Origin of the sequence: Pseudomonas atagonensis, assembly GCF_011369485.1 — a bacterium.
Classification (GTDB): domain Bacteria; phylum Pseudomonadota; class Gammaproteobacteria; order Pseudomonadales; family Pseudomonadaceae; genus Aquipseudomonas; species Aquipseudomonas atagonensis.
In genome coordinates this window covers 128078-146302 of sequence record NZ_VXCA01000025.1, presented here as the reverse complement: position 1 = coordinate 146302, position 18225 = coordinate 128078, and the positions used below count along the sequence as shown (strand labels likewise).

Sequence of the window (18225 nt, the reverse complement as noted above, 5' to 3'; positions counted from 1 at the left end):
CGCCGCATCAACCGAATAATCCCCAATGGCCGGCAGTTGGTCATCGGGGTCCCGTTCATCTGGCTGTTCCTGTTCTTCATGTTGCCGTTCTTCATCGTCCTGAAGATCAGCTTCGCCGAAGCCGACGTGGCCATCCCGCCGTACACCGAGATTTACACGTACGCCGAGCAGAAGCTGCAATTGCTGCTGAACCTGGGCAACTACGCGATGCTCGCGGGCGACGAGTTGTACATCGCCGCTTACCTGGGCTCGCTGAAAATGGCGTTTTTCAGCACGCTGTTGTGCCTGCTGATCGGCTACCCGATGGCCTACGCCATCGCCACCGCCCGTAAAGAGCTGCAAACGGTGCTGGTGCTGCTGATCATGATGCCGACCTGGACCGCGATCCTGATCCGCGTTTACGCGTGGATGGGCATCCTCAGCAACAACGGTCTGCTCAACGGTTTCCTGATGAGCATGGGCTTCATCGACGAGCCGCTGCAGATCCTCAACACCAACCTTGCGGTGTACATCGGCGTCGTTTACTCGTACCTGCCGTTCATGATCCTGCCGCTGTACGCCAACCTGGTGAAGCACGATCACAGTCTGCTGGAAGCCGCCTCCGACCTCGGTTCGAGCACCTTCAACAGCTTCTGGAAAATCACCATTCCGCTGTCCAAGAACGGGATCATTGCCGGCTGCATGCTGGTGTTCATTCCGGTGGTGGGCGAGTTCGTGATCCCGGAACTGCTCGGCGGCCCGGAAACCCTGATGATCGGTAAAGTGCTCTGGCAAGAGTTCTTCAACAACCGTGACTGGCCGGTGGCGTCCGCCCTGGCGGTGGTGATGCTGGCGATCCTGATTGTGCCGATCATCCTGTTCAACCGCAGTCAGGCCAAGGAAATGGAGGGTAAAGAATGAAGCGCTTCCGTTTCTCCAGCCTGATGCTGGTTCTGGGTTTGTTGTTCATCTACTTGCCGATGCTGATCCTGGTGATCTACTCGTTCAACGCCTCGAAACTGGTGACGGTGTGGGGCGGCTGGTCGATCAAGTGGTACGTCGGCCTGCTCGACAACACGCAACTGATGGGCTCGGTGCTGCGTTCGCTGGAAATCGCCTGCTACACCGCGGTTGCGGCGGTGGCGCTGGGTACGCTGGCAGCGTTTGTACTGACGCGCATCACCCGTTTCAAGGGCCGCACGCTGTTCGGTGGCCTGGTGACGGCGCCGCTGGTGATGCCGGAAGTGATCACCGGTCTGTCGCTGTTGCTGCTGTTCGTGGCCATGGCGCAGATGATCGGCTGGCCGCAGGAGCGTGGCATTGTCACCATCTGGATCGCCCACACGACGTTCTGTGCGGCGTACGTGGCGGTGGTGGTGTCGGCGCGTCTGCGTGAGCTCGATCTGTCGATCGAAGAAGCGGCGATGGATCTCGGTGCACGGCCGTGGAAGGTGTTCTTTCTGATCACCATTCCGATGATCGCGCCGTCGCTGGCGGCGGGCGGCATGATGTCGTTTGCGCTGTCGCTGGACGACCTGGTACTGGCGAGCTTCGTCTCCGGCCCCGGTTCGACGACCCTGCCGATGGAAGTGTTCTCGGCGGTGCGTCTGGGCGTGAAGCCTGAGATCAACGCGGTGGCGAGTCTGATTCTGCTGGCCGTGTCGATTGTGACGTTCATGGTCTGGTTCTTCAGCCGCCGCGCTGAAGAAGCACGCAAGAAAGCAATTCAGCAGGCCATCGAAGAAAGCGCTGCCGATTCGTGGAAGCAGCCGGACGTGCGTCGCGCACCGGCACCGGAAGCAGCGTAAGCCAATAGGGTTGGCCTCAACTTTAAGGTCAACCCCAATCCGATTCTGGAATGGGCTTTTGTGGCGAAGGGATAAATCCCCTCGCCACAGGGTTCGCGGCAGTTTTGGTTTCAGGCAATCCAGGGAGATTTGCGGATGACTTCGACGAAGTTCATCGGCTTGAATCCCGGCACCTGATCCTTCAGCACATCGGTCTTCACATTGCCGAACGTCGTCTGCGGACGATGGCGCAGGCCGTCGGCGAACGCGCAGATGATGCACTCCTTGAAACCCTCCCCGCGCGGGTGCGCATGCACCACCGCTTCGCGCTGCACGGTGCTGAACGCGGCGTAATCCATGCCCAACACGTCCATTTCGACACCGGCGGTCACCAGCGCCACGGTCGGACGCAGATGCTTGGGTACGCCCGGCGTGGTGTGCAGGGCAATCGACAGCCACACTTGTTCGATGTCGTCATCGCTCAAGCCATAGGGTTTGAGAAAGTCGGCGGCGGCGTTGGCACCGTCCACTTCAAAACGCTCGTCGTCACTGCGATGACCTTCGACCAGACCGAGGTCATGGAACATCGCGCCGACGTACAACAACTCCGGGTTATAGGCGAGTTGTTGACGCTCGCCGCTCAGTGCACCGAACAGAAACACCCGGCGCGAGTGGTGATAAAGCAGGTCGGATTCGATGTCGCGGATGTATTCGGTGGTAGCCCGGGCGAGGGCGCTGTCGGGGATTTTGATACCGGCGATGGTCGTGGTCATGTTGAGCTTCCTCGTGGAAAACGCCGTCGCGGCGCTGATGGGGAAAGTCTGTTCCCGACGCTGATACCGAACAATCAACGCATGGCTGCGATCCTTGCCAATCCACCTGCAAATCGTGCCAACTGCCCTTCACAAGTTGGAATGCCATCCATTGTGGCGAGGGGATTTATCCCCGTTCGGCTTCGCAGCAGTCGTAAATCCAGCCATGAAGACTGCCTGGCACAACGAGGTGTATGGTCTTGGGGCTGCTTCGCAACCCAACGGGGATAAATCCCCTCGCCACAGGGTTACAGGGGGCTTCAAAAAACATGAACAAAACCGTCGCCATCGTGGTATTTGCTGGCGTGCAGTCGCTCGACGTCACCGGTCCCATGGATGTGTTTGCCGAGGCCAATCGTTTTCTCGCGCCCGAGGATCACTATCGGCTGGAGGTGGTCGGCGTCGAACATGGAGCGATGGCCTGTTCCAACGGCTTGATCCTCAATGCCCATCGTCATTTCAGCGAATCCATCGAAGCCTATGACCTGCTGCTGGTCGCCGGTGGCCCGCAGTTGCCGTTCATGGATTTCGGCGTGACGTTCGACGGTTGGCTGCGTGAAGCCTGCGCCCGCGCAAACCGTTTCGGTTCGATCTGCAACGGCGCTTTCATGCTGGCGCGCGCGGGGCTGCTGGAGGGCCGCACGGTCACGACTCACTGGAACGATGCCGAGGTCTTGGCACAGTTGTGCCCGACGACGAAGGTCGAAGCCGATCGCTTGTACGTCGAGGACGGTGCGCTCTACACCTCGGCCGGGGTGACGGCAGGGATCGATCTGTCGCTGTATTTGTTGGCGCGCGATCAGGGTGCCGAGGTGGCATTGAGCGTGGCCAAGCGTCTGGTGGTGTTCACTCAGCGCTCGGGCGGGCAATCGCAGTTCAGCCCGTTCCTGACGCCGCACGCGGAACCGACTTCGGCGGTGGCGCTGGTGCAACTGTATGTGCTGGCCAATCTCACCGGGGATCTGACCATCGCCGATCTGGCCAATGCGGCGAACATGAGTGCGCGCAATTTCTCCCGGGTGTTTGCCCGGGAAGCCAAGGTCACGCCGGCGGAGTTCGTCGAGCGGGCGCGGGTAGATGCGGCGCGGGTGATGCTGGAAAGCACCACGGCACCGCTTAAGACCGTGGCGTATCAGTGCGGGTTTCGCGATGCGCAACACATGCGCAGTGTGTTCAACCGCAGGCTGGGCGTGACGCCGCAGCAGTTTCGGCTGAATTTTGCGGTAATGGTTTGAGCGTAGGTTGGCTTGAGTTCGCGATCCCCTCACCCCAGCCCTCTCCCGGAGGGAGAGGGAGCCGACCGAGGTGTCTTGCGTCATACATCGACCTGCACGATCCAGTCGACTATGGATTCGGCAAAGCTCTTTCAGGTCTGCGAAATTATCGAGCAATCCCCAATTGGCTCCCTCTCCCTCCGGGAGAGGGCTGGGGTGAGGGGCGCTTCTACTGCGCCCGTGCAGGAAGCAGCTTCAACGTACTCCGCGTATTCGCCGTTACCTCTTCCTCACTGAAATGCGCCTGCACATACATCCCGTCGACATACGCCTCAGCCTGATCGTCGTAATGGCTGTCGAACGGCACACCGCTTTGGCCGACCGGATTGATCGTCAGACTGTGCGCCGGGTCGGCGAAGTCCACCAGACGCCGGGTCGACGGCCCGTAAGTCACTGGCCATGGTGCCGGGCCGATTTTCGCCGAGAGGTTGTTCGGCACTTCATGGCTACCCGGTGCCGCGAACGGCCCGACGTTGAAAATGCGATCCAGCGGCTTCTGCTGCCCGAGCGGATGCCCGTGAGTCAGCGTGTGTACCGTGCCCCATTGCCAGCCTGCGACATCGTCGCCAAGGGTCAGTTTCAGGTGCTTGATGCTCGCCTGCCACGCTGTGCGGACGATATCGGCGCGGGTCTCCCTGGCCGGCGTGTTGCGGTTGTCCCACCATGCTGAATCGGCATTTGCCGCCAAGCGGGGCAGTGCTGAATCAATCACCCTTGTCGACAGCAGCGTGTCGAAAAAGTCATTGCCCAACTCATCGCGCATCGCCGCATCGGCCAGGTCGTAGAGGAACTGGTTGAACAGCGTCGCACTGACCGAATCCAGCGGATAGTCGCCTGGCCACTGCGCGAGTTGCTCGACCAGTTTCAGTTGCGCCGGGTCACTGACCGCTTCACGCAATACCGGCAGCAACGGCGCCAACAGGCGTGGGCCGTAGCCAGTAGCGGTGCCCAGTTGCAGCTTTTGGTTGGCTTCGTTGGTCCACTTCACGCTCTTGTCGCTGAGCTGTCGATTGAGCTGCTGACCGCGATCCGCGAGGTTGTAGTAACCGGGAATCTCCATGCCGGTCGGCGAAACCGGCTGAAAGTTGGCCGAGACGATGTAACCACGCGCCGGGTTTTCTTCCTGCGGGTTGGCGCTGAACGGGTAATAACCGTCCTTGTCCGCCTGATCGGTGCTGCCGTCGAGAATGAAGCCCGGCTTCACTCCGGCCGGGCGCTTGGGCAACAGCGCCGAAGCCCACCAGGCGATATCGCCCTTGGCGTTGGCGTAAACCAGGTTCAGCCCCGGCGCCTGCACTTTGGCCGCAGCGGCGCGGGCCTTGGCCAGTGTGTCGGCGCGGTTGAGCTGATAGAAACCTTCGAGGATCGGGTTCGGTGTTTCGAGAAACGCCCACCACATCGCAATCGGCGTCTTGCCGGCGGCGCTGCCGAGGGCATCGTTGACGATCGGCCCGTGCGGCGACTGGCGCAGGGTGATCGTCACCGGCGCCTGGCCCTTCACGTTGATTTGCTGTTCGGTGCTGACCATGTCGGTCCACTGGCCGCGATACCAGACCTGATTCGGGTTGTCCGGGTTGACCTTTTCGGCGATCAGATCCAGATCGTCGTTCTGGAACATGGTCAGGCTCCAGCCGAAATCCAGGTTGTGCCCCAGAAACGCGAACGGCACCAGCGCCTGATGATGGCCGTAGAGTTCAAACCCCGGCGCCGACAGCTGCGCCTCGTACCACACCGAAGGCACCGAAAAACGAATGTGCGGATCACCGGCCAGCAGCGGTTTGCCACTCTGGCTGCGACTGCCCGCAATGACCCAGGCGTTGCTGCCTTCGAACTGCGGCAGGCCGTTGTCGATCAACGCCTGTTCGCTGAGGCGGGCGAGGGCATTGAGGTCTTTCCAGTCGCCAGCGGCAAGCGGCGGAGTCGGGTTTGCTCGCCCCTTGGCCAGCACACCTTTGGGCTGCCAGTCGAGGTCGAAGACGTTGAGGTAATCGGCGCCGAGTTGATCGCGCACGTACGTCAGCAACGGCTCGGTGCGAAACGCGGCGGCAAAGCTGTAAGCCATGTAACCGGCAACGCTGATGCTGTCCTCGGCGGTGAACGGCCGCTTGGGGATGCCCAGCACATCGAACTCGATGGGCGCCGCGTGAGTGGCCTGATATTGGTTGATGCCATCCAGATAGGCTTGCAGACCCCTCCACGCCGGTGATTGCTTGTCGAGGCTGGCGACATAACTGGCGGCGCGCTCACGGATGCGCAGGCTGCGGAACAGTTTGTCGGTGTCGAGCAGTTTCGGCCCGAGCACTTCGGCCAGTTCGCCACGGGCGAGGCGGCGCATGGCTTCCATCTGGAACAGCCGATCCTGGGCATGCACGTAGCCGAGGGCACGGTAGAGATCGGTTTCGTTTTCGGCGCGGATGTGCGGCACGCCGCGTTCGTCGTAGCGCACGGTCACCGAACCCTGCAGGTTGCGCAGTTCGACCTGGCCCTGACGCGTCGGCTGCTTGCTGTACACATACCCGCCGATAGCGGCGAGCAGGACAACGATGAGCAAGGCAAGAACGGTGAACACGCGCTTCATGGTGACTCCTTGTGCATGCGGGATTGCCGCCCGTCGGGCTGCAAACAATTAGCACAGACCTTCTGTGCCGTGCATCGCTGTCCTTGAAAAGTCCGGAATGCCTTACGGCGTCTCCACCGGCCACGGGCAGTAACAGCCGACCGCCAGAGTGTGCGTGGCATTGACCGGGCGATCTTCGGTCAGTGCGTTGAGGATCGGTTCAATGAAGCTGTTGCTGGAGTTGCAGGTCAGGCCTTCGCTGTAAGGGCCAAAATACGCAAGCCTGCCGCTGCGATCCCAGATCGCCACGGCCGGGCTGGCGGGAATCTGTTCGGAACCGGGCAATACGGTGATGGTTTTCAGAGCGCTGAGCGTGGCGGGCAACTGGCCGTGGCTGCCGGCTCTCTGTACGGCGAAAAACTCCACGCCTTTGGAGCTGAAGTGCTCGACCATTTCGGTCAGGTGCTGTTGATTACCGACGTTGCACGGGCAGGCCGGGTCCCAGAAGTGGACGAGACGGATATTGCCGGGGCCGGCGAGGTTGTCCGGCAGGCGCAGCGGATCGCCGGAAAACACCGCGGTGTGCTCGCTGAAGGCCCGCAGGTAGCGCCCCTGAAACCAGTCGTACGCGGCCCACAGCACACCGGCACACACAAGCGCGAGCAGGCTGGCAAACAGTGCGGTGCGGTAGGGCGAACGCATGGTTTTCGATCCTCGAAAGGTCGGCTAGCTTGCCATGTCTGCCACTACAGATGAATATCGCAGGCCGATAAAGTCTGTTCACCGTTCTGGAATTGCCTCATGCCTGCCACTTTCGACCCCGATCAATTACGCGCCGGCCTCAAGCCTCTGGCCGAGTGGCAGCCGTTGTCGGACGAGGCCAAGGCCTATCAGCAGTTTTACAAAACCGATTTCCCCGAGCGCGATGTCTGGCGGGGCATGGGCCGTTTTGCAGTCGATGGCTATCAATTGGTCAGTCATTGCTGGTGGCCGGAGAAGGTCAAGGGCACGTTGTTTCTGCTGCACGGTTTCTACGACCACACCGGGCTCTATCGGCATGTGATCGAGTGGGCGCTGGATCAGGATTTTGCCGTGATCGCCTGCGACTTGCCGGGCCACGGTCTGTCGAGCGGGCCGCGCGCGAGCATTCGCGATTTCTCCGAATATCAGGACGCGTTGCAAGCCTTGTTCGCCGAAGCGAATTCGATTGCCCTGCCACAGCCGTGGCACTTGTGCGGGCAAAGTACCGGCGGGGCGATCGTGGTCGATCACGTGCTCAATCATGGCGAGAACAGTCCTGCTCAGGGCCAGTTGATTCTGCTTTCTCCGCTGGTGCGGCCACGGGCGTGGGGTTGGTCGCAGCTGAGTTACTACCTGCTCAGGCCGTTCGTGCGGGGCATCGCCCGACGCTTCAGCGAGAACTCCAACGATCCGGATTTCCTGCCGTTTCTGCTGGCCGATCCGTTGCAGCCCAAACGCTTGCCGACGGCGTGGGTCGGGGCGTTGTCACGCTGGATCAACCGCGTGGAATACGCGAAAAAAAGTCCGCGACGGCCGCTGATCATTCAGGGGCAAGCGGACATGACCGTCGACTGGCAGCACAATTTGCAGGTGTTGAAGTGGAAGTTCGACCGGCCGCAGATCCTGCTGTTGCCGCAGGCGCGGCATCATCTGGCCAATGAAACGGCGGAGATGCGCGAAGAGTATTTCGAGTTTCTGAGCAAGCGGATCAGGGGCAGAAATCTCTAGCGTCTGTGAGGGCCTCTTCGCGAGCAAACCCGCTCCCTCATGGAAATGCATTCCAATGCGGGCTTGCTCGCGAAGGCGGCCGGCCAGGCGATAAAAATTACTGGCTGAGGTTGGAAGTGCTTTGGCCGACTGCCAAACCGGCACGGATCGCCGCCAGCGCCGCCTGGTAATAAGCTTTACCCTCGGTCGATTCGGCAAACGTCGCGAACTCTTCCAGCTCTTCATCCGACAGATCGCGATAAACGTAGAGCAGCGTGTTGTTCATGTCAGCGCCGATCTGATCCATCAAGCGCTGACGCTGACCGTTCAACATGCCCTGTGCCTGACCGCCGCCGAGCAGGCCGGGGATCATCGAACTCAAACTGTCCGCCGCCACGCCGGCAATCGCCAGACTGACTTCAGCGCCGGCCTCGCGGGCAGGCAAGGCCTGGGCGAGGTGGCCGATGATCAGCAGGCGGCTGTCGCTGGCCGGCATCTTCGGCAGACCTTTGGCATTTTTTGCCAGTTGATCGCGGCGGGTCGCGAGTAATTCAGCAGCGACGATTTTCTTGCCCAGCGGCGATTGAAAGAACGCCAGGGCCGGTTTCGGATCGGCGAGGTTTTGCCGCAACTGGGCTTCGGCGCGTTGATCCATGGCCTGTGGGGCGAAGCGCTGATTGCTGTTGTTCACCAGCGCTTGAAACACGGCGGGCGGCAGGCTGCTCTGATAGCGCTGCTGCGCGGCACTCAGGGCGTCATTGAAATGCGCGCGTTGATCTGGCCAGCCGGCGACCTTGTACAACTGGTCGTGGCCGTCCGCCCAGGCGGGCAAAACGCAGATCATCAGCAGTGAAAAAAGCAAACGGCGCATAGGGACTCCTGTCAGCAGCGGACTATTCTCCGTGCGGTGCCGGTACTTGTCGAGAATTCGTATCAAGCCGCCGCGTGGCTCTGTCGGATTTCTTGCCGCCGACATACTATGCGCGCCATGCAAATATCCTCTGAACACCCGCTGCTGTTACGCATTGTCGACGACCTGGCCGAACACGGCTGGTCGCAGCAGAACATTTTCCTGCCCGCCGGTTTGACCCGCGAGCTGGCGGCCGAGTGCCGCAAACGTGAGGCCGAGGGCGAACTGGCACCGGCGGGGGTTGGCCGTGGGCCGTTTTCAGAGATTCGCGAGGGGATTCGCGGCGACCATATCCAGTGGATCGATCCGGGTCAGGCCGAGGCCAGCGACCGTTATCTGAACCTGATGGAGAGCCTGCGTGAGGCACTTAACCGGGGTCTGTTCCTCGGCCTTGAAGACTTTGAATGCCATTTCGCCCTGTACCCGCCGGGTGCGTTTTATCGCAGGCATGTCGACCGTTTTCGCGACGATGACAAGCGCATGGTCTCGGTGGTGGTCTACCTCAACGAGGCCTGGCTGCCGGAGGATGGCGGTCAGTTGCGCATGTACCTGAACGATGAGCGCGTGCATGACGTGCAACCTGCCGGCGGTTGTCTGGTGGTGTTTCTCTCGGGCGAAGTGCCTCACGAAGTGCTGCCGGCGAATCGCGAGCGCTTGTCGCTGACCGGCTGGTTCCGCCGTCGTGGCAACGAGCCGTTCTGATCATGCAGAAGATTCTGGTCAGTCGCTGCCTGTTGGGCCACCGCGTGCGTTATGACGGTGGTGCCAGCGGGCCGTTCGATTTGCTCGAGCAGTGGATTGTCGAGGGGCGGGTGGTGCCGTTGTGTCCGGAAGTCGCGGGCGGTTTGCCGACTCCAAGGGCGGCGGCGGAGATTCCAGGCGGGCAGGGCAGTGAAGTGCTTGATGGCATCGCAGCAGTGATTACCACCGAGGGCGAGGATGTCAGCGCGCAGTTTCTGGATGGCGCGCGGCAGGCGTTGGCCTTGGTGCAAAAGCACGGGATCCGCGTGGCTGTGTTGAAAGCCAACAGCCCATCGTGCGGCAATCTGCTGACCTATGACGGCACGTTCAGCGGCGTCAAAATCTCCGGCGAAGGAGTGACGGCCGCGCTGCTCAAACGCCATGGCGTGCAGGTTTTCAGTGAGCTTGAACTGCAGCAGGCTGCAACAGCCCTGACACAACTGGACTAAAAGCAAATCGCATATCCCATGTAGGAGTGAGCCTGCTCGCGATAGCGGTGTATCAGTTAACAATTATGTCGACTGACCTGACGCCTTCGGGAGCAAGCCCTCTCCCACAGGGTTTTGTGTTCACTCGGGTTTGGGGAACCATTTCGCCGACAGCGCCGCCAGGCGTCCATCCGCCTTGATCCGCTGCATCGCGCTCGCAAGACTGGCCTGAAACGCCGGATTACCCTTCTGAAACGGAATCGCCAACTCCACCGGGGCACTCACCGACGGCTTCTCCTCCGTCAACGCCTGCACCAGCACCATCGGCCGTGGTTGTTCGTCCTTTTTCGCCAGCAACTGCGAATCAACCTTGCCGTAAGGCTCGCTGAAGTCGAAACGATCCTTGAGTTCGGGTGTCAGTGCTATGTGGTTGAGCGCAACGTCGTACTTGCCGCTTTCAACGCCCTGGAGCAAATCGCCCTCGTCGGTGACGATGAAGTCCGCGCGCACATCCAGCTCGTTGGCCAGCAGTTGCCCCAGCTCGACCTCGAACCCCGTGAGTGTGTCGCCATCCTTGAAGTTGAAGGGCGGTGTATTAGCCTCAAGGGCTATACGCAACTCGCCACGGTCGTTGACGTCATCAATCAGTTCGGCGTGAGCCAGAGGGCTCAAAAGGGGTAGCAGGCAGATCAGGCCAGGCAGAAAACGCATGGTCACTCCTTTGAAATCATTATCGCGATGCTCTGATTCAGGCTCGCTTTGCTATGGTTGTCGAGTGCCTTCGACAACGAATGGTCATGAAGTTGTCATGACCGTGCGGATTTTACGGAAAAACTGGAGAAGAAAATGAAAAGCTTTATGTCACGTGCAGCGTTGGCCGGTGTGCTGATGGGTGTTTCGGTGCTGGCCAGTGCGGCCACCCCGGCCCCGAAAGGCGCCGAAGTGTTCATCGTTTCTCCCGAGGACGGGGCCACGGTTTCCCAGGAGTTCAAAGTCAAATTCGGCGTCAAGGACATCGCATTGGCACCGGCCGGTGACGTCACCAAAAACACCGGGCATCACCACCTGCTGATCGATGTCGACAAACTGCCTGCCGCTGGCGCGCCGATTCCGAATGATCCGAACCACATGCATTTCGGTAAAGCGCAGACCGAGGCGACGATCAAACTGGCTCCGGGCAAACATACCCTGCAGCTGGAACTCGGTGACAGCGGCCACATGCCGTTCGATCCGCCAATTGTCTCGAAGAAAATCACTGTCAACGTCGAATAAAGTTTTCGGCAAGCATGAAAAAGGGAGCCTGAAGGCTCCCTTTTTGTCGCTTGACGCGGGATCAGAACAGAACGCGACTACGGATGGTGCCGTTGACGTGTTGCAGCTTCTCTTGCGCCAGCTCCGAGTACTCGGCATCGACGTCGATCACCACGTAGCCGACTTTCTCGTTGGTCTGCAGGAACTGACCGGAGATGTTGATGCCGTTTTCGGCGAAGACCTTGTTGATCTCGCTCATCACACCCGGGATGTTCTCGTGGATGTGCAGCAGGCGGTGCTTGCCAGGGTGAGCCGGCAGGGCCACTTCCGGGAAGTTCACCGACGAAACGGACGTACCGTTGTCGCTGTACTTGACCAGTTTTTCCGCCACTTCCAGACCGATGTTGGCTTGCGCTTCGGCGGTCGAACCACCGATGTGCGGGGTCAGGATCACGTTGTCGAGGCCACGCAGCGGGCTTTCGAACTCTTCGTCGTTGGAGCGTGGCTCCACCGGGAACACGTCGATGGCCGCGCCGATCAGGTGCTTGTCCTTGATCGCGTCCGCCAGGGCGTCCAACTCGACCACGGTGCCGCGTGCAGCGTTGATCAGGATCCCGCCCTTCTTGATGGCGCGGATTTCCTTCTCGCCGATCATCCACTGGGTCGCAGCGGTTTCCGGAACGTGCAGGGTGACGATGTCGGACATGCCCAGCAGTTCGTGCAGGTTGCCGACCTGAGTGGCGTTGCCCAGCGGCAGCTTGGTCACGGTGTCGTAAAAGAACACCTGCATGCCCAGACCTTCAGCCAGTACTGACAGCTGAGTACCGATCGAGCCGTAGCCGACGATGCCCAGTTTCTTGCCACGGATCTCGAAGGAGTTGGCTGCGGACTTGATCCAGCCGCCACGGTGGCAGGAGGCGTTTTTCTCAGGGATGCCGCGCAGCAGCAGGATCGCCTCGGCCAGCACCAGTTCGGCAACGGAACGGGTGTTGGAGTATGGTGCGTTGAACACGGCAATACCGCGCTCACGGGCAGCACTCAGGTCAACCTGGTTGGTGCCGATGCAGAAACAGCCGACCGCTACCAGCTTCTTCGCGTGATCGAAGATCTCTTCGGTCAGTTGGGTGCGCGAACGAATACCGATGAAGTGAGCGTCAGCAATCTTTTCCTTGAGCTGGGCTTCCGGCAAGGAACCTGTCAGGTATTCAATGCTGGTGTAGCCCGCCGCCTTGAGGACGTCGACAGCCGATTGGTGGACGCCTTCGAGAAGAAGGAACTTGATCTTGCTCTTATCGAGAGAAGTCTTGCTCATCTGCGTAAACCTGTATCCCGGAGAAAAATGGCAGGGAGGGGAGCAGCCTGGAGCTGACCCAAACGGCAGGAAAGCCGTTACCGCAGAACTGGCCTTGGGCACTGGCCTGCGGGGTCGGTATGCTAGCATAGCCGCCCCGCTAATCACTCATTCCTGCGACGTGAAGCGTTCTCAGGATGACCATGAATTGTTCGAGAGTTCTGTCGATGACCAATCCTGCCCTGATTGATGAACTGAAGACCCTGGTCGAGCCTGGCAAGGTTCTGACCGACGCCGACTCCCTGAACGCTTACGGCAAGGATTGGACCAAGCATTTCGCCCCGGCGCCGAGCGCCATCGTATTTCCCAAGACCATTGAGCAGGTGCAGGCCGTTGTCCGTTGGGCCAACACCCACAAGGTCGCGCTGGTGCCATCGGGCGGGCGCACCGGGCTTTCCGCCGCGGCGGTGGCCGCCAACGGTGAAGTGGTGGTCTCGTTCGACTACATGAACCAGATTCTCGACGTGAACCTCACCGACCGCACCGCCGTGTGTCAGCCGGGCGTAGTCACCGAGCATTTGCAGAACGTCGCCGAAGAAAAGGGTTTGTACTACCCGGTAGACTTCGCTTCGGCCGGTTCCAGCCAGATTGGCGGCAATATCGGCACCAATGCCGGCGGAATCAAGGTCATTCGCTACGGCATGACTCGCAACTGGGTGGCCGGCATAAAAGTGGTCACCGGCAAGGGCGATGTGCTGGAACTGAACAAAGACCTGATCAAGAACGCCACCGGTTATGACCTGCGTCAGCTGTTCATCGGCGCTGAAGGCACCCTCGGTTTCGTCGTCGAAGCGACCATGCGTCTGGATCGCGCGCCGAAAAACCTCACCGCGATGGTCCTTGGCACTGCCGATTTCGACTCGATCATGCCGGTGCTCCACGCTTTCCAGGGCAAACTCGACCTGACCGCATTCGAATTCTTCTCCGACAAAGCCCTGGCCAAGGTCATGGGGCGCGGCGACGTACCAGCGCCGTTCGAAACCGACTGCCCGTTCTACGCCTTGCTGGAATTCGAAGCGACCACCGAAGAAGTGGCCAACAGCGCCCTGGAAACCTTCGAGCACTGCGTCGAGCAGGGCTGGGTGCTGGACGGCGTGATGAGCCAGAGCGAAACGCAGCTACAGAACCTGTGGAAACTGCGCGAGTACATCTCCGAGACCATTTCGCACTGGACGCCGTACAAGAACGACATCTCGGTCACTGTGTCGAAAGTGCCGGCATTTCTGCAGGAAATCGACGCCATCGTCGGCAAACACTATCCGGATTTCGAAATTGTCTGGTTCGGCCACATTGGCGACGGCAACCTGCACCTGAACATCCTCAAGCCGGATAACCTGAGCAAGGACGAGTTCTTCGCCAAGTGTGCGACCGTCAACAAGTGGGTGTTCGAAACCGTCGAGAAGTACAACGGTTCGATCTCCGCTGAACACGGCGTGGGTATGACCAAGCGTGATTACTTGACCTACAGTCGCTCGCCGGTCGAGATCGAATACATGAAAGCAGTCAAAGCAGTGTTTGATCCGAACGGCATCATGAACCCGGGCAAGATCTTCGCGGTTTGATTGGCAATCCTTGATGAATCAATGAAGGCAGGAGTCGGTAAATGAGCTATCAGCACCAGTACGTCGACGGTACGCGGATTCATTTTCCGCTGGGGAAAGTGGTGTGCATCGGCCGTAATTACGCCGAACACGCTAAGGAACTGGACAACCCGGTGCCTACCGAGCCGTTGCTGTTCATCAAGCCGGGCAGTTGTGTGGTGCCGCTGGAAGGTGGTTTCAGCATTCCGACCGAGCGCGGTTCAGTGCACTACGAAGCGGAAATTGCCGTGTTGATCGGCAAGCCGCTGTCGACCAAACCGAGCCGTGAAGAAGTGCTCGACGCGATTTCCGGTTTCGCCCCTGCGCTGGATCTGACCCTGCGCGACAAGCAGGCCGAGCTGAAAGCCAAGGGCTTGCCGTGGGAAATCGCCAAGTCGTTCGACGGCGCGGCGGTGATTGCACCGTTCGTGGTCGGCAGCACCTTCGCTGACCTCACCGACATCGGCATACGCCTGACCATCAACGGCGAAGTCCGTCAGGACGGCAACAGCAGTGCGATGCTCAACCCGATTGTGCCGATGATTCAGCACATGGCCGGTTGCTTCTCGCTGCAGGCCGGGGACGTGATCCTGACCGGCACGCCGGTCGGCGTAGGCCCGCTGAATGTCGGCGACGACATCGTTCTAGAACTGGTTGGCGCCAGCAGCTTTACCAGCAGCGTGCGCTAATCCCACCACCCTTCCTATGGGTGGTGTCTTTGTGGCGAGGGGATTTATCCCCGTTGGACTGCGCAGCAGACCCAGAATTTTTGCGGTCGCTGCGCGACCCAACGGGGATAAATCCCCTCGCCACAGGAGCCCGGCCGGGATTTTTGTGTCGTGGCCCACAAACTTCAGGGCAATCCCGCCATTTGCCGTTTTTTTCACATCTTGTACGGATAATTCCTCTCATTCTGGCGTCCTAGCCGGCCTCTTTGTGCTATTACCCATAGCCTGAATTTTCGGAAAGCGTCCGTCGATGTCCTCTCAAACTCAGCTCAAACCTGCTCGCCATTCTCGTTTCGCCCTGCGCTGGTATGCCTGGCTGTTGCTGGCACTGGCGGCTGCTTACGCGCTGGCGTTTGCCATGCATTGGGATGATCGCGCAGTGCTGTGGTTGCAGGAGCGCTTCGAAAGCCAGGCCGAACAGAAAGAAAGCATCTGGCTGCCGGATTACCGCGTGGTGATCGACGCCAAGCCGTTAACCGGAATGGAAAAGGACGAGGCCTCGGATCTGGCCTACAACCCGAAAACCAAAACCCTGTTCTCGGTGATGGGCAAGAACCCGTTCCTTGCCGAACTGACGCTGCAAGGCGATGTGCTGCGCAAAATGCCGCTGGTGGGCTGGAGCAATCCTGAAGGCGTTACCGTCATGGAAAACGGCCTGATGGCCATTGTCGATGAGCGCCAACACACGCTGACCATCGTCAAGGTCGATGCCGACACCCGCGAACTCAACATCGCCAATTTCCCCCAATACGATCTCGGCCCGTCGAAAGACCAGAACAAGGCTTTCGAGGCGATCACCTGGGATGCGCGCAATCAGCAACTGCTGCTGGGCGAAGAGCGCCCGCCGGCGCTGTTCACCTGGAAAAGCGACGGCAGCCAGACCCTCAACGGCGACAAGCAGAAACTGGCCAGTGATGAGCTGGATATCCGCAATCTCTCGGCGCTGGCAATCGACCCGCGCACCGGCCACATGCTGGTGTTGTCTGCCGATTCGCATCTGTTGCTGGAGCTGGACGAGAAGGGTGACCAGGTCAGCTTCATGACCTTGCTCGGCGGTTTCAACGGCCTCAAGAAAACCATCCCGCGCGCCGAAGGCGTGACCATGGACGAGGCGGGCACGCTGTATATGGTCAGCGAGCCGAACCTGTTCTACCGATTCGAGAAGCAGAAGTAATTTTTCCTCGCGGCAATTTCAGATAAGTCTGATTGTCGTCAGAAGCAAGTGGCCATTAAGCTTCAGTTCAGACGGGCGTGATATTTCATCCGCCCTGTTTGCTACCGAGCCCTCCCGAATGCGTCGACTTGCCCGTCCCAAACCGCTCTTTATTTTCTTCTCGGTGATTGCCGTGGTCGCGTTAATCGCGATTGGCCAATACCTGCGCCTGTTCGAGCGCGCGTGGTTCAACCTGCAAACGCTGTGGCGACCGCTGAGCACCGAAGCCATTGGTCTGGATCAATATCGGGTGGCAATCGAGGCGCGGGTCATTGAAGGGCTGGATGACGACGTTTCGGCGCTGACATTCGATCCGGTGCGCAAAAGCCTGTTCACCGTCACCAACAAGAATTCCGAGCTGGTCGAGCTGTCGCTGGAAGGCAAGATTCTGCGGCGCATTGCCTTGGTCGGCTTCGGTGATGCAGAGGCGGTGGAGTTCATCAATGCGGACACCTACGTGATCACCGACGAGCGCCAACAGCGATTGATCAAGATTCATCTGGAAGAGGGCACGACCTTCCTCGATGCGGCCGATGCCGAACAAATGACCCTTGGCGTTCATATGGCGGGCAACAAGGGGTTTGAGGGTTTGGCGTATGACTCGGTGGGCAAGCGCCTGTTTGTCGCGAAAGAGCGCGATCCGATGCTGATCTATGAAGTGCATGGTTTTCCACACTTCAATCCGGAAAAGTCCTACGCAGTGCACGTGATCAACAACCCCAAGCGTGATGCCGGAATGTTCGTGCGCGATCTGTCGAGCCTGCAATACGACGAGCGCAGCGGGCATCTACTGGCGCTGTCGGATGAGTCGCGGTTGATTCTGGAGCTGGATGTGGATGGACGTCCGTTGAGCACGATGTCCATCAGCGGCGGTCGCCAGGGTTTGCAGAAAAACGTGCCGCAGGCGGAGGGGATTGCGATGGATGACGACGGGACGTTGTATCTGGTGAGTGAGCCGAACCTGTTTTACGTCTTCAAAAAACCAGCACAGCCCTGACAAACACCACAAAACCATTGTAGGAGTGAGCTTGCTCGCGATAGCGGTGTGTCAGTCGACATCTATATCAACTGATACAACGCTTTCGCGAGCAGGCTCACTCCTACAGGGGAATTTCATAAATTTCGGGCAATCTTGGCTTACTCAGCCTTCAGGGTTTTCACGCCTTCGCTGGTGCCCAGCAACAACAGATCCGCAGGACGCGCCGCGAACAAGCCGTTGGTGACCACGCCGACAATCGCATTGATCTGCGCTTCCAGCTCCACCGGATTGGTGATCTGCAGGTTGAACACGTCGAGGATGATGTTGCCGTTGTCGGTCAACACGCCTTCGCGGTACACCGGGTCGCCGCCCAGTTTCACCAGTTGGCGGGCCACGTGGCTGCGGGCCATCGGGATCACTTCGACCGGCAGCGGGAACTCACCGAGTACCGGCACCAGTTTGCTGGCGTCGGCGATGCAGATGAAGGTCTTGGCCACGGCCGCGACGATCTTCTCGCGAGTCAAAGCTGCACCGCCGCCCTTGATCAGGTTCAGGTGCTCGTCGCTTTCGTCGGCGCCGTCTACATAGAACTCCAGATCGCTGACGGTGTTCAGCTCATACACCGGAATGCCGTGGCCCTTCAGGCGCGCGGCGGTGGCTTCGGAGCTGGCGACCGCGCCGTCGAACGCGCCCTTGTGCTGGGCCAGGGCGTCGATGAAGCAGTTGGCGGTGGAGCCGGTGCCGACCCCGACGATGCTCTTGTCGTCGAGTTTCGGAAGGATGAAGTCGACGGCGGCCTGAGCCACTGCCTGTTTGAGTTGATCCTGGGTCATGCGGGCTCCGGAAGCGGGCAAAGGGAGAACGGAAAGACCGACATTATATCCCCATCCCCGGCGAAAACTCCTGT

The 18225-nt window shown here is 59.9% G+C and carries 18 protein-coding genes; 11 read left to right on the top strand and 7 right to left on the bottom strand.

Features of this window, described 5'->3' with window-relative positions:
* The first annotated feature begins 18 nt into the window (after positions 1-18).
* Complete coding sequence (locus F2P67_RS16225; RefSeq protein WP_178120938.1) at positions 19-900, top strand: ABC transporter permease subunit; 882 nt, start codon at positions 19-21, stop codon at positions 898-900.
* Positions 897-1787, top strand: coding sequence for an ABC transporter permease subunit (locus tag F2P67_RS16220; protein ID WP_093429780.1), 891 nt, complete (start codon positions 897-899; stop codon positions 1785-1787). Before F2P67_RS16225 ends, F2P67_RS16220 begins: the two co-directional genes overlap by 4 nt.
* Before the next feature lie 110 nt (positions 1788-1897).
* Here the strand turns inward: F2P67_RS16220 and F2P67_RS16215 are convergent, their stop codons facing one another.
* Positions 1898-2539 carry an HD domain-containing protein gene (locus F2P67_RS16215; RefSeq protein WP_166221635.1) on the bottom strand — a complete coding sequence of 214 codons (642 nt, stop codon included), beginning with the start codon at positions 2537-2539 and terminating at the stop codon, positions 1898-1900.
* Between the two features lie 308 nt (positions 2540-2847).
* Here F2P67_RS16215 and F2P67_RS16210 point away from each other — a divergent pair, with 308 nt between their 5' ends.
* Positions 2848-3813, top strand: a complete 966-nt coding sequence (locus F2P67_RS16210; RefSeq protein WP_166221633.1) for a GlxA family transcriptional regulator — start codon at positions 2848-2850, stop codon at positions 3811-3813.
* Positions 3814-4021: 208 nt separating this feature from the next.
* Here F2P67_RS16210 and F2P67_RS16205 read toward each other — a convergent pair whose 3' ends face one another.
* Both F2P67_RS16205 and F2P67_RS16200 read right to left on the bottom strand, forming a co-directional pair.
* Complete coding sequence (locus F2P67_RS16205; RefSeq protein WP_166221631.1) at positions 4022-6430, bottom strand: penicillin acylase family protein; 2409 nt, start codon at positions 6428-6430, stop codon at positions 4022-4024.
* 102 nt (positions 6431-6532) lie between these two features.
* A complete protein-coding gene (locus F2P67_RS16200; protein ID WP_166221629.1) occupies positions 6533-7111 on the bottom strand; it encodes a DUF6436 domain-containing protein in 579 nt (192 codons plus the stop codon).
* Positions 7112-7210: 99 nt separating this feature from the next.
* Between F2P67_RS16200 and bipL the strand changes: the two genes are divergently transcribed.
* The gene (gene bipL, locus F2P67_RS16195; protein ID WP_166221627.1) at positions 7211-8158 is read left to right on the top strand and encodes a phospholipase BipL; all 948 of its coding nucleotides are present in this window, start codon (positions 7211-7213) and stop codon (positions 8156-8158) included.
* Between the two features lie 97 nt (positions 8159-8255).
* Here bipL and F2P67_RS16190 read toward each other — a convergent pair whose 3' ends face one another.
* Positions 8256-9008: a DUF2059 domain-containing protein gene (locus tag F2P67_RS16190; RefSeq protein WP_166221625.1), complete on the bottom strand. Its 753-nt coding sequence runs from the start codon at positions 9006-9008 to the stop codon at positions 8256-8258.
* A gap of 108 nt (positions 9009-9116) precedes the next feature.
* On the opposite strand from F2P67_RS16190, the gene F2P67_RS16185 reads away from it, so the two are divergent.
* Positions 9117-9749, top strand: coding sequence for a 2OG-Fe(II) oxygenase (locus F2P67_RS16185; RefSeq protein ID WP_166221624.1), 633 nt, complete (start codon positions 9117-9119; stop codon positions 9747-9749).
* Between the two features lie 2 nt (positions 9750-9751).
* On the top strand, positions 9752-10237 hold the full coding sequence (locus tag F2P67_RS16180; RefSeq protein ID WP_166221622.1) for a 2-thiouracil desulfurase family protein: 486 nt from the start codon (positions 9752-9754) through the stop codon (positions 10235-10237).
* A gap of 120 nt (positions 10238-10357) precedes the next feature.
* Here F2P67_RS16180 and F2P67_RS16175 read toward each other — a convergent pair whose 3' ends face one another.
* The gene (locus F2P67_RS16175; protein WP_166221620.1) at positions 10358-10927 is read right to left on the bottom strand and encodes a transporter substrate-binding domain-containing protein; all 570 of its coding nucleotides are present in this window, start codon (positions 10925-10927) and stop codon (positions 10358-10360) included.
* A gap of 135 nt (positions 10928-11062) precedes the next feature.
* Here F2P67_RS16175 and F2P67_RS16170 point away from each other — a divergent pair, with 135 nt between their 5' ends.
* Positions 11063-11488 (top strand): DUF4399 domain-containing protein, encoded by a 426-nt coding sequence (locus F2P67_RS16170; RefSeq protein ID WP_166221618.1) that lies wholly within the window; start codon positions 11063-11065, stop codon positions 11486-11488.
* Between the two features lie 61 nt (positions 11489-11549).
* Here F2P67_RS16170 and serA read toward each other — a convergent pair whose 3' ends face one another.
* Positions 11550-12779 carry a phosphoglycerate dehydrogenase gene (gene serA, locus F2P67_RS16165; RefSeq protein WP_025112046.1) on the bottom strand — a complete coding sequence of 410 codons (1230 nt, stop codon included), beginning with the start codon at positions 12777-12779 and terminating at the stop codon, positions 11550-11552.
* A 206-nt stretch (positions 12780-12985) separates the two neighbouring features.
* Here serA and F2P67_RS16160 point away from each other — a divergent pair, with 206 nt between their 5' ends.
* From F2P67_RS16160 to F2P67_RS16145, 4 genes are all read left to right on the top strand, one after another.
* Positions 12986-14380: an FAD-binding oxidoreductase gene (locus F2P67_RS16160; RefSeq protein ID WP_166221616.1), complete on the top strand. Its 1395-nt coding sequence runs from the start codon at positions 12986-12988 to the stop codon at positions 14378-14380.
* A 41-nt stretch (positions 14381-14421) separates the two neighbouring features.
* A complete protein-coding gene (locus F2P67_RS16155) occupies positions 14422-15087 on the top strand; it encodes a fumarylacetoacetate hydrolase family protein (protein WP_166221614.1) in 666 nt (221 codons plus the stop codon).
* Positions 15088-15376: 289 nt separating this feature from the next.
* Positions 15377-16300 (top strand): SdiA-regulated domain-containing protein, encoded by a 924-nt coding sequence (locus F2P67_RS16150; protein WP_166221612.1) that lies wholly within the window; start codon positions 15377-15379, stop codon positions 16298-16300.
* A 118-nt stretch (positions 16301-16418) separates the two neighbouring features.
* The gene (locus tag F2P67_RS16145) at positions 16419-17336 is read left to right on the top strand and encodes an SdiA-regulated domain-containing protein (RefSeq protein ID WP_166221610.1); all 918 of its coding nucleotides are present in this window, start codon (positions 16419-16421) and stop codon (positions 17334-17336) included.
* 140 nt (positions 17337-17476) lie between these two features.
* On the opposite strand, the gene rpiA is transcribed toward F2P67_RS16145, so the two are convergent.
* Complete coding sequence (gene rpiA / locus F2P67_RS16140) at positions 17477-18151, bottom strand: ribose-5-phosphate isomerase RpiA (protein ID WP_166221608.1); 675 nt, start codon at positions 18149-18151, stop codon at positions 17477-17479.
* Positions 18152-18225 lie beyond the last annotated feature (74 nt).

Excerpts from the sequence above, each read along its gene's own strand:
- F2P67_RS16145 (WP_166221610.1), top strand. The coding sequence starts at position 16,419 with ATGCGTCGACTTGCCCGTCCCAAACCGCTCTTTATTTTCTTCTCGGTG.
- F2P67_RS16160 (WP_166221616.1), top strand. The coding sequence starts at position 12,986 with ATGACCAATCCTGCCCTGATTGATGAACTGAAGACCCTGGTCGAGCCT.
- rpiA (WP_166221608.1), bottom strand. The coding sequence starts at position 18,151 with ATGACCCAGGATCAACTCAAACAGGCAGTGGCTCAGGCCGCCGTCGAC.
- F2P67_RS16220 (WP_093429780.1), top strand. The coding sequence starts at position 897 with ATGAAGCGCTTCCGTTTCTCCAGCCTGATGCTGGTTCTGGGTTTGTTG.
- F2P67_RS16215 (WP_166221635.1), bottom strand. The coding sequence starts at position 2,539 with ATGACCACGACCATCGCCGGTATCAAAATCCCCGACAGCGCCCTCGCC.
- F2P67_RS16180 (WP_166221622.1), top strand. The coding sequence starts at position 9,752 with ATGCAGAAGATTCTGGTCAGTCGCTGCCTGTTGGGCCACCGCGTGCGT.
- serA (WP_025112046.1), bottom strand. The coding sequence starts at position 12,779 with ATGAGCAAGACTTCTCTCGATAAGAGCAAGATCAAGTTCCTTCTTCTC.
- F2P67_RS16200 (WP_166221629.1), bottom strand. The coding sequence starts at position 7,111 with ATGCGTTCGCCCTACCGCACCGCACTGTTTGCCAGCCTGCTCGCGCTT.
- F2P67_RS16190 (WP_166221625.1), bottom strand. The coding sequence starts at position 9,008 with ATGCGCCGTTTGCTTTTTTCACTGCTGATGATCTGCGTTTTGCCCGCC.
- F2P67_RS16170 (WP_166221618.1), top strand. The coding sequence starts at position 11,063 with ATGAAAAGCTTTATGTCACGTGCAGCGTTGGCCGGTGTGCTGATGGGT.
- F2P67_RS16210 (WP_166221633.1), top strand. The coding sequence starts at position 2,848 with ATGAACAAAACCGTCGCCATCGTGGTATTTGCTGGCGTGCAGTCGCTC.
- F2P67_RS16150 (WP_166221612.1), top strand. The coding sequence starts at position 15,377 with ATGTCCTCTCAAACTCAGCTCAAACCTGCTCGCCATTCTCGTTTCGCC.
- F2P67_RS16155 (WP_166221614.1), top strand. The coding sequence starts at position 14,422 with ATGAGCTATCAGCACCAGTACGTCGACGGTACGCGGATTCATTTTCCG.
- F2P67_RS16175 (WP_166221620.1), bottom strand. The coding sequence starts at position 10,927 with ATGCGTTTTCTGCCTGGCCTGATCTGCCTGCTACCCCTTTTGAGCCCT.
- F2P67_RS16185 (WP_166221624.1), top strand. The coding sequence starts at position 9,117 with ATGCGCGCCATGCAAATATCCTCTGAACACCCGCTGCTGTTACGCATT.
- F2P67_RS16205 (WP_166221631.1), bottom strand. The coding sequence starts at position 6,430 with ATGAAGCGCGTGTTCACCGTTCTTGCCTTGCTCATCGTTGTCCTGCTC.
- bipL (WP_166221627.1), top strand. The coding sequence starts at position 7,211 with ATGCCTGCCACTTTCGACCCCGATCAATTACGCGCCGGCCTCAAGCCT.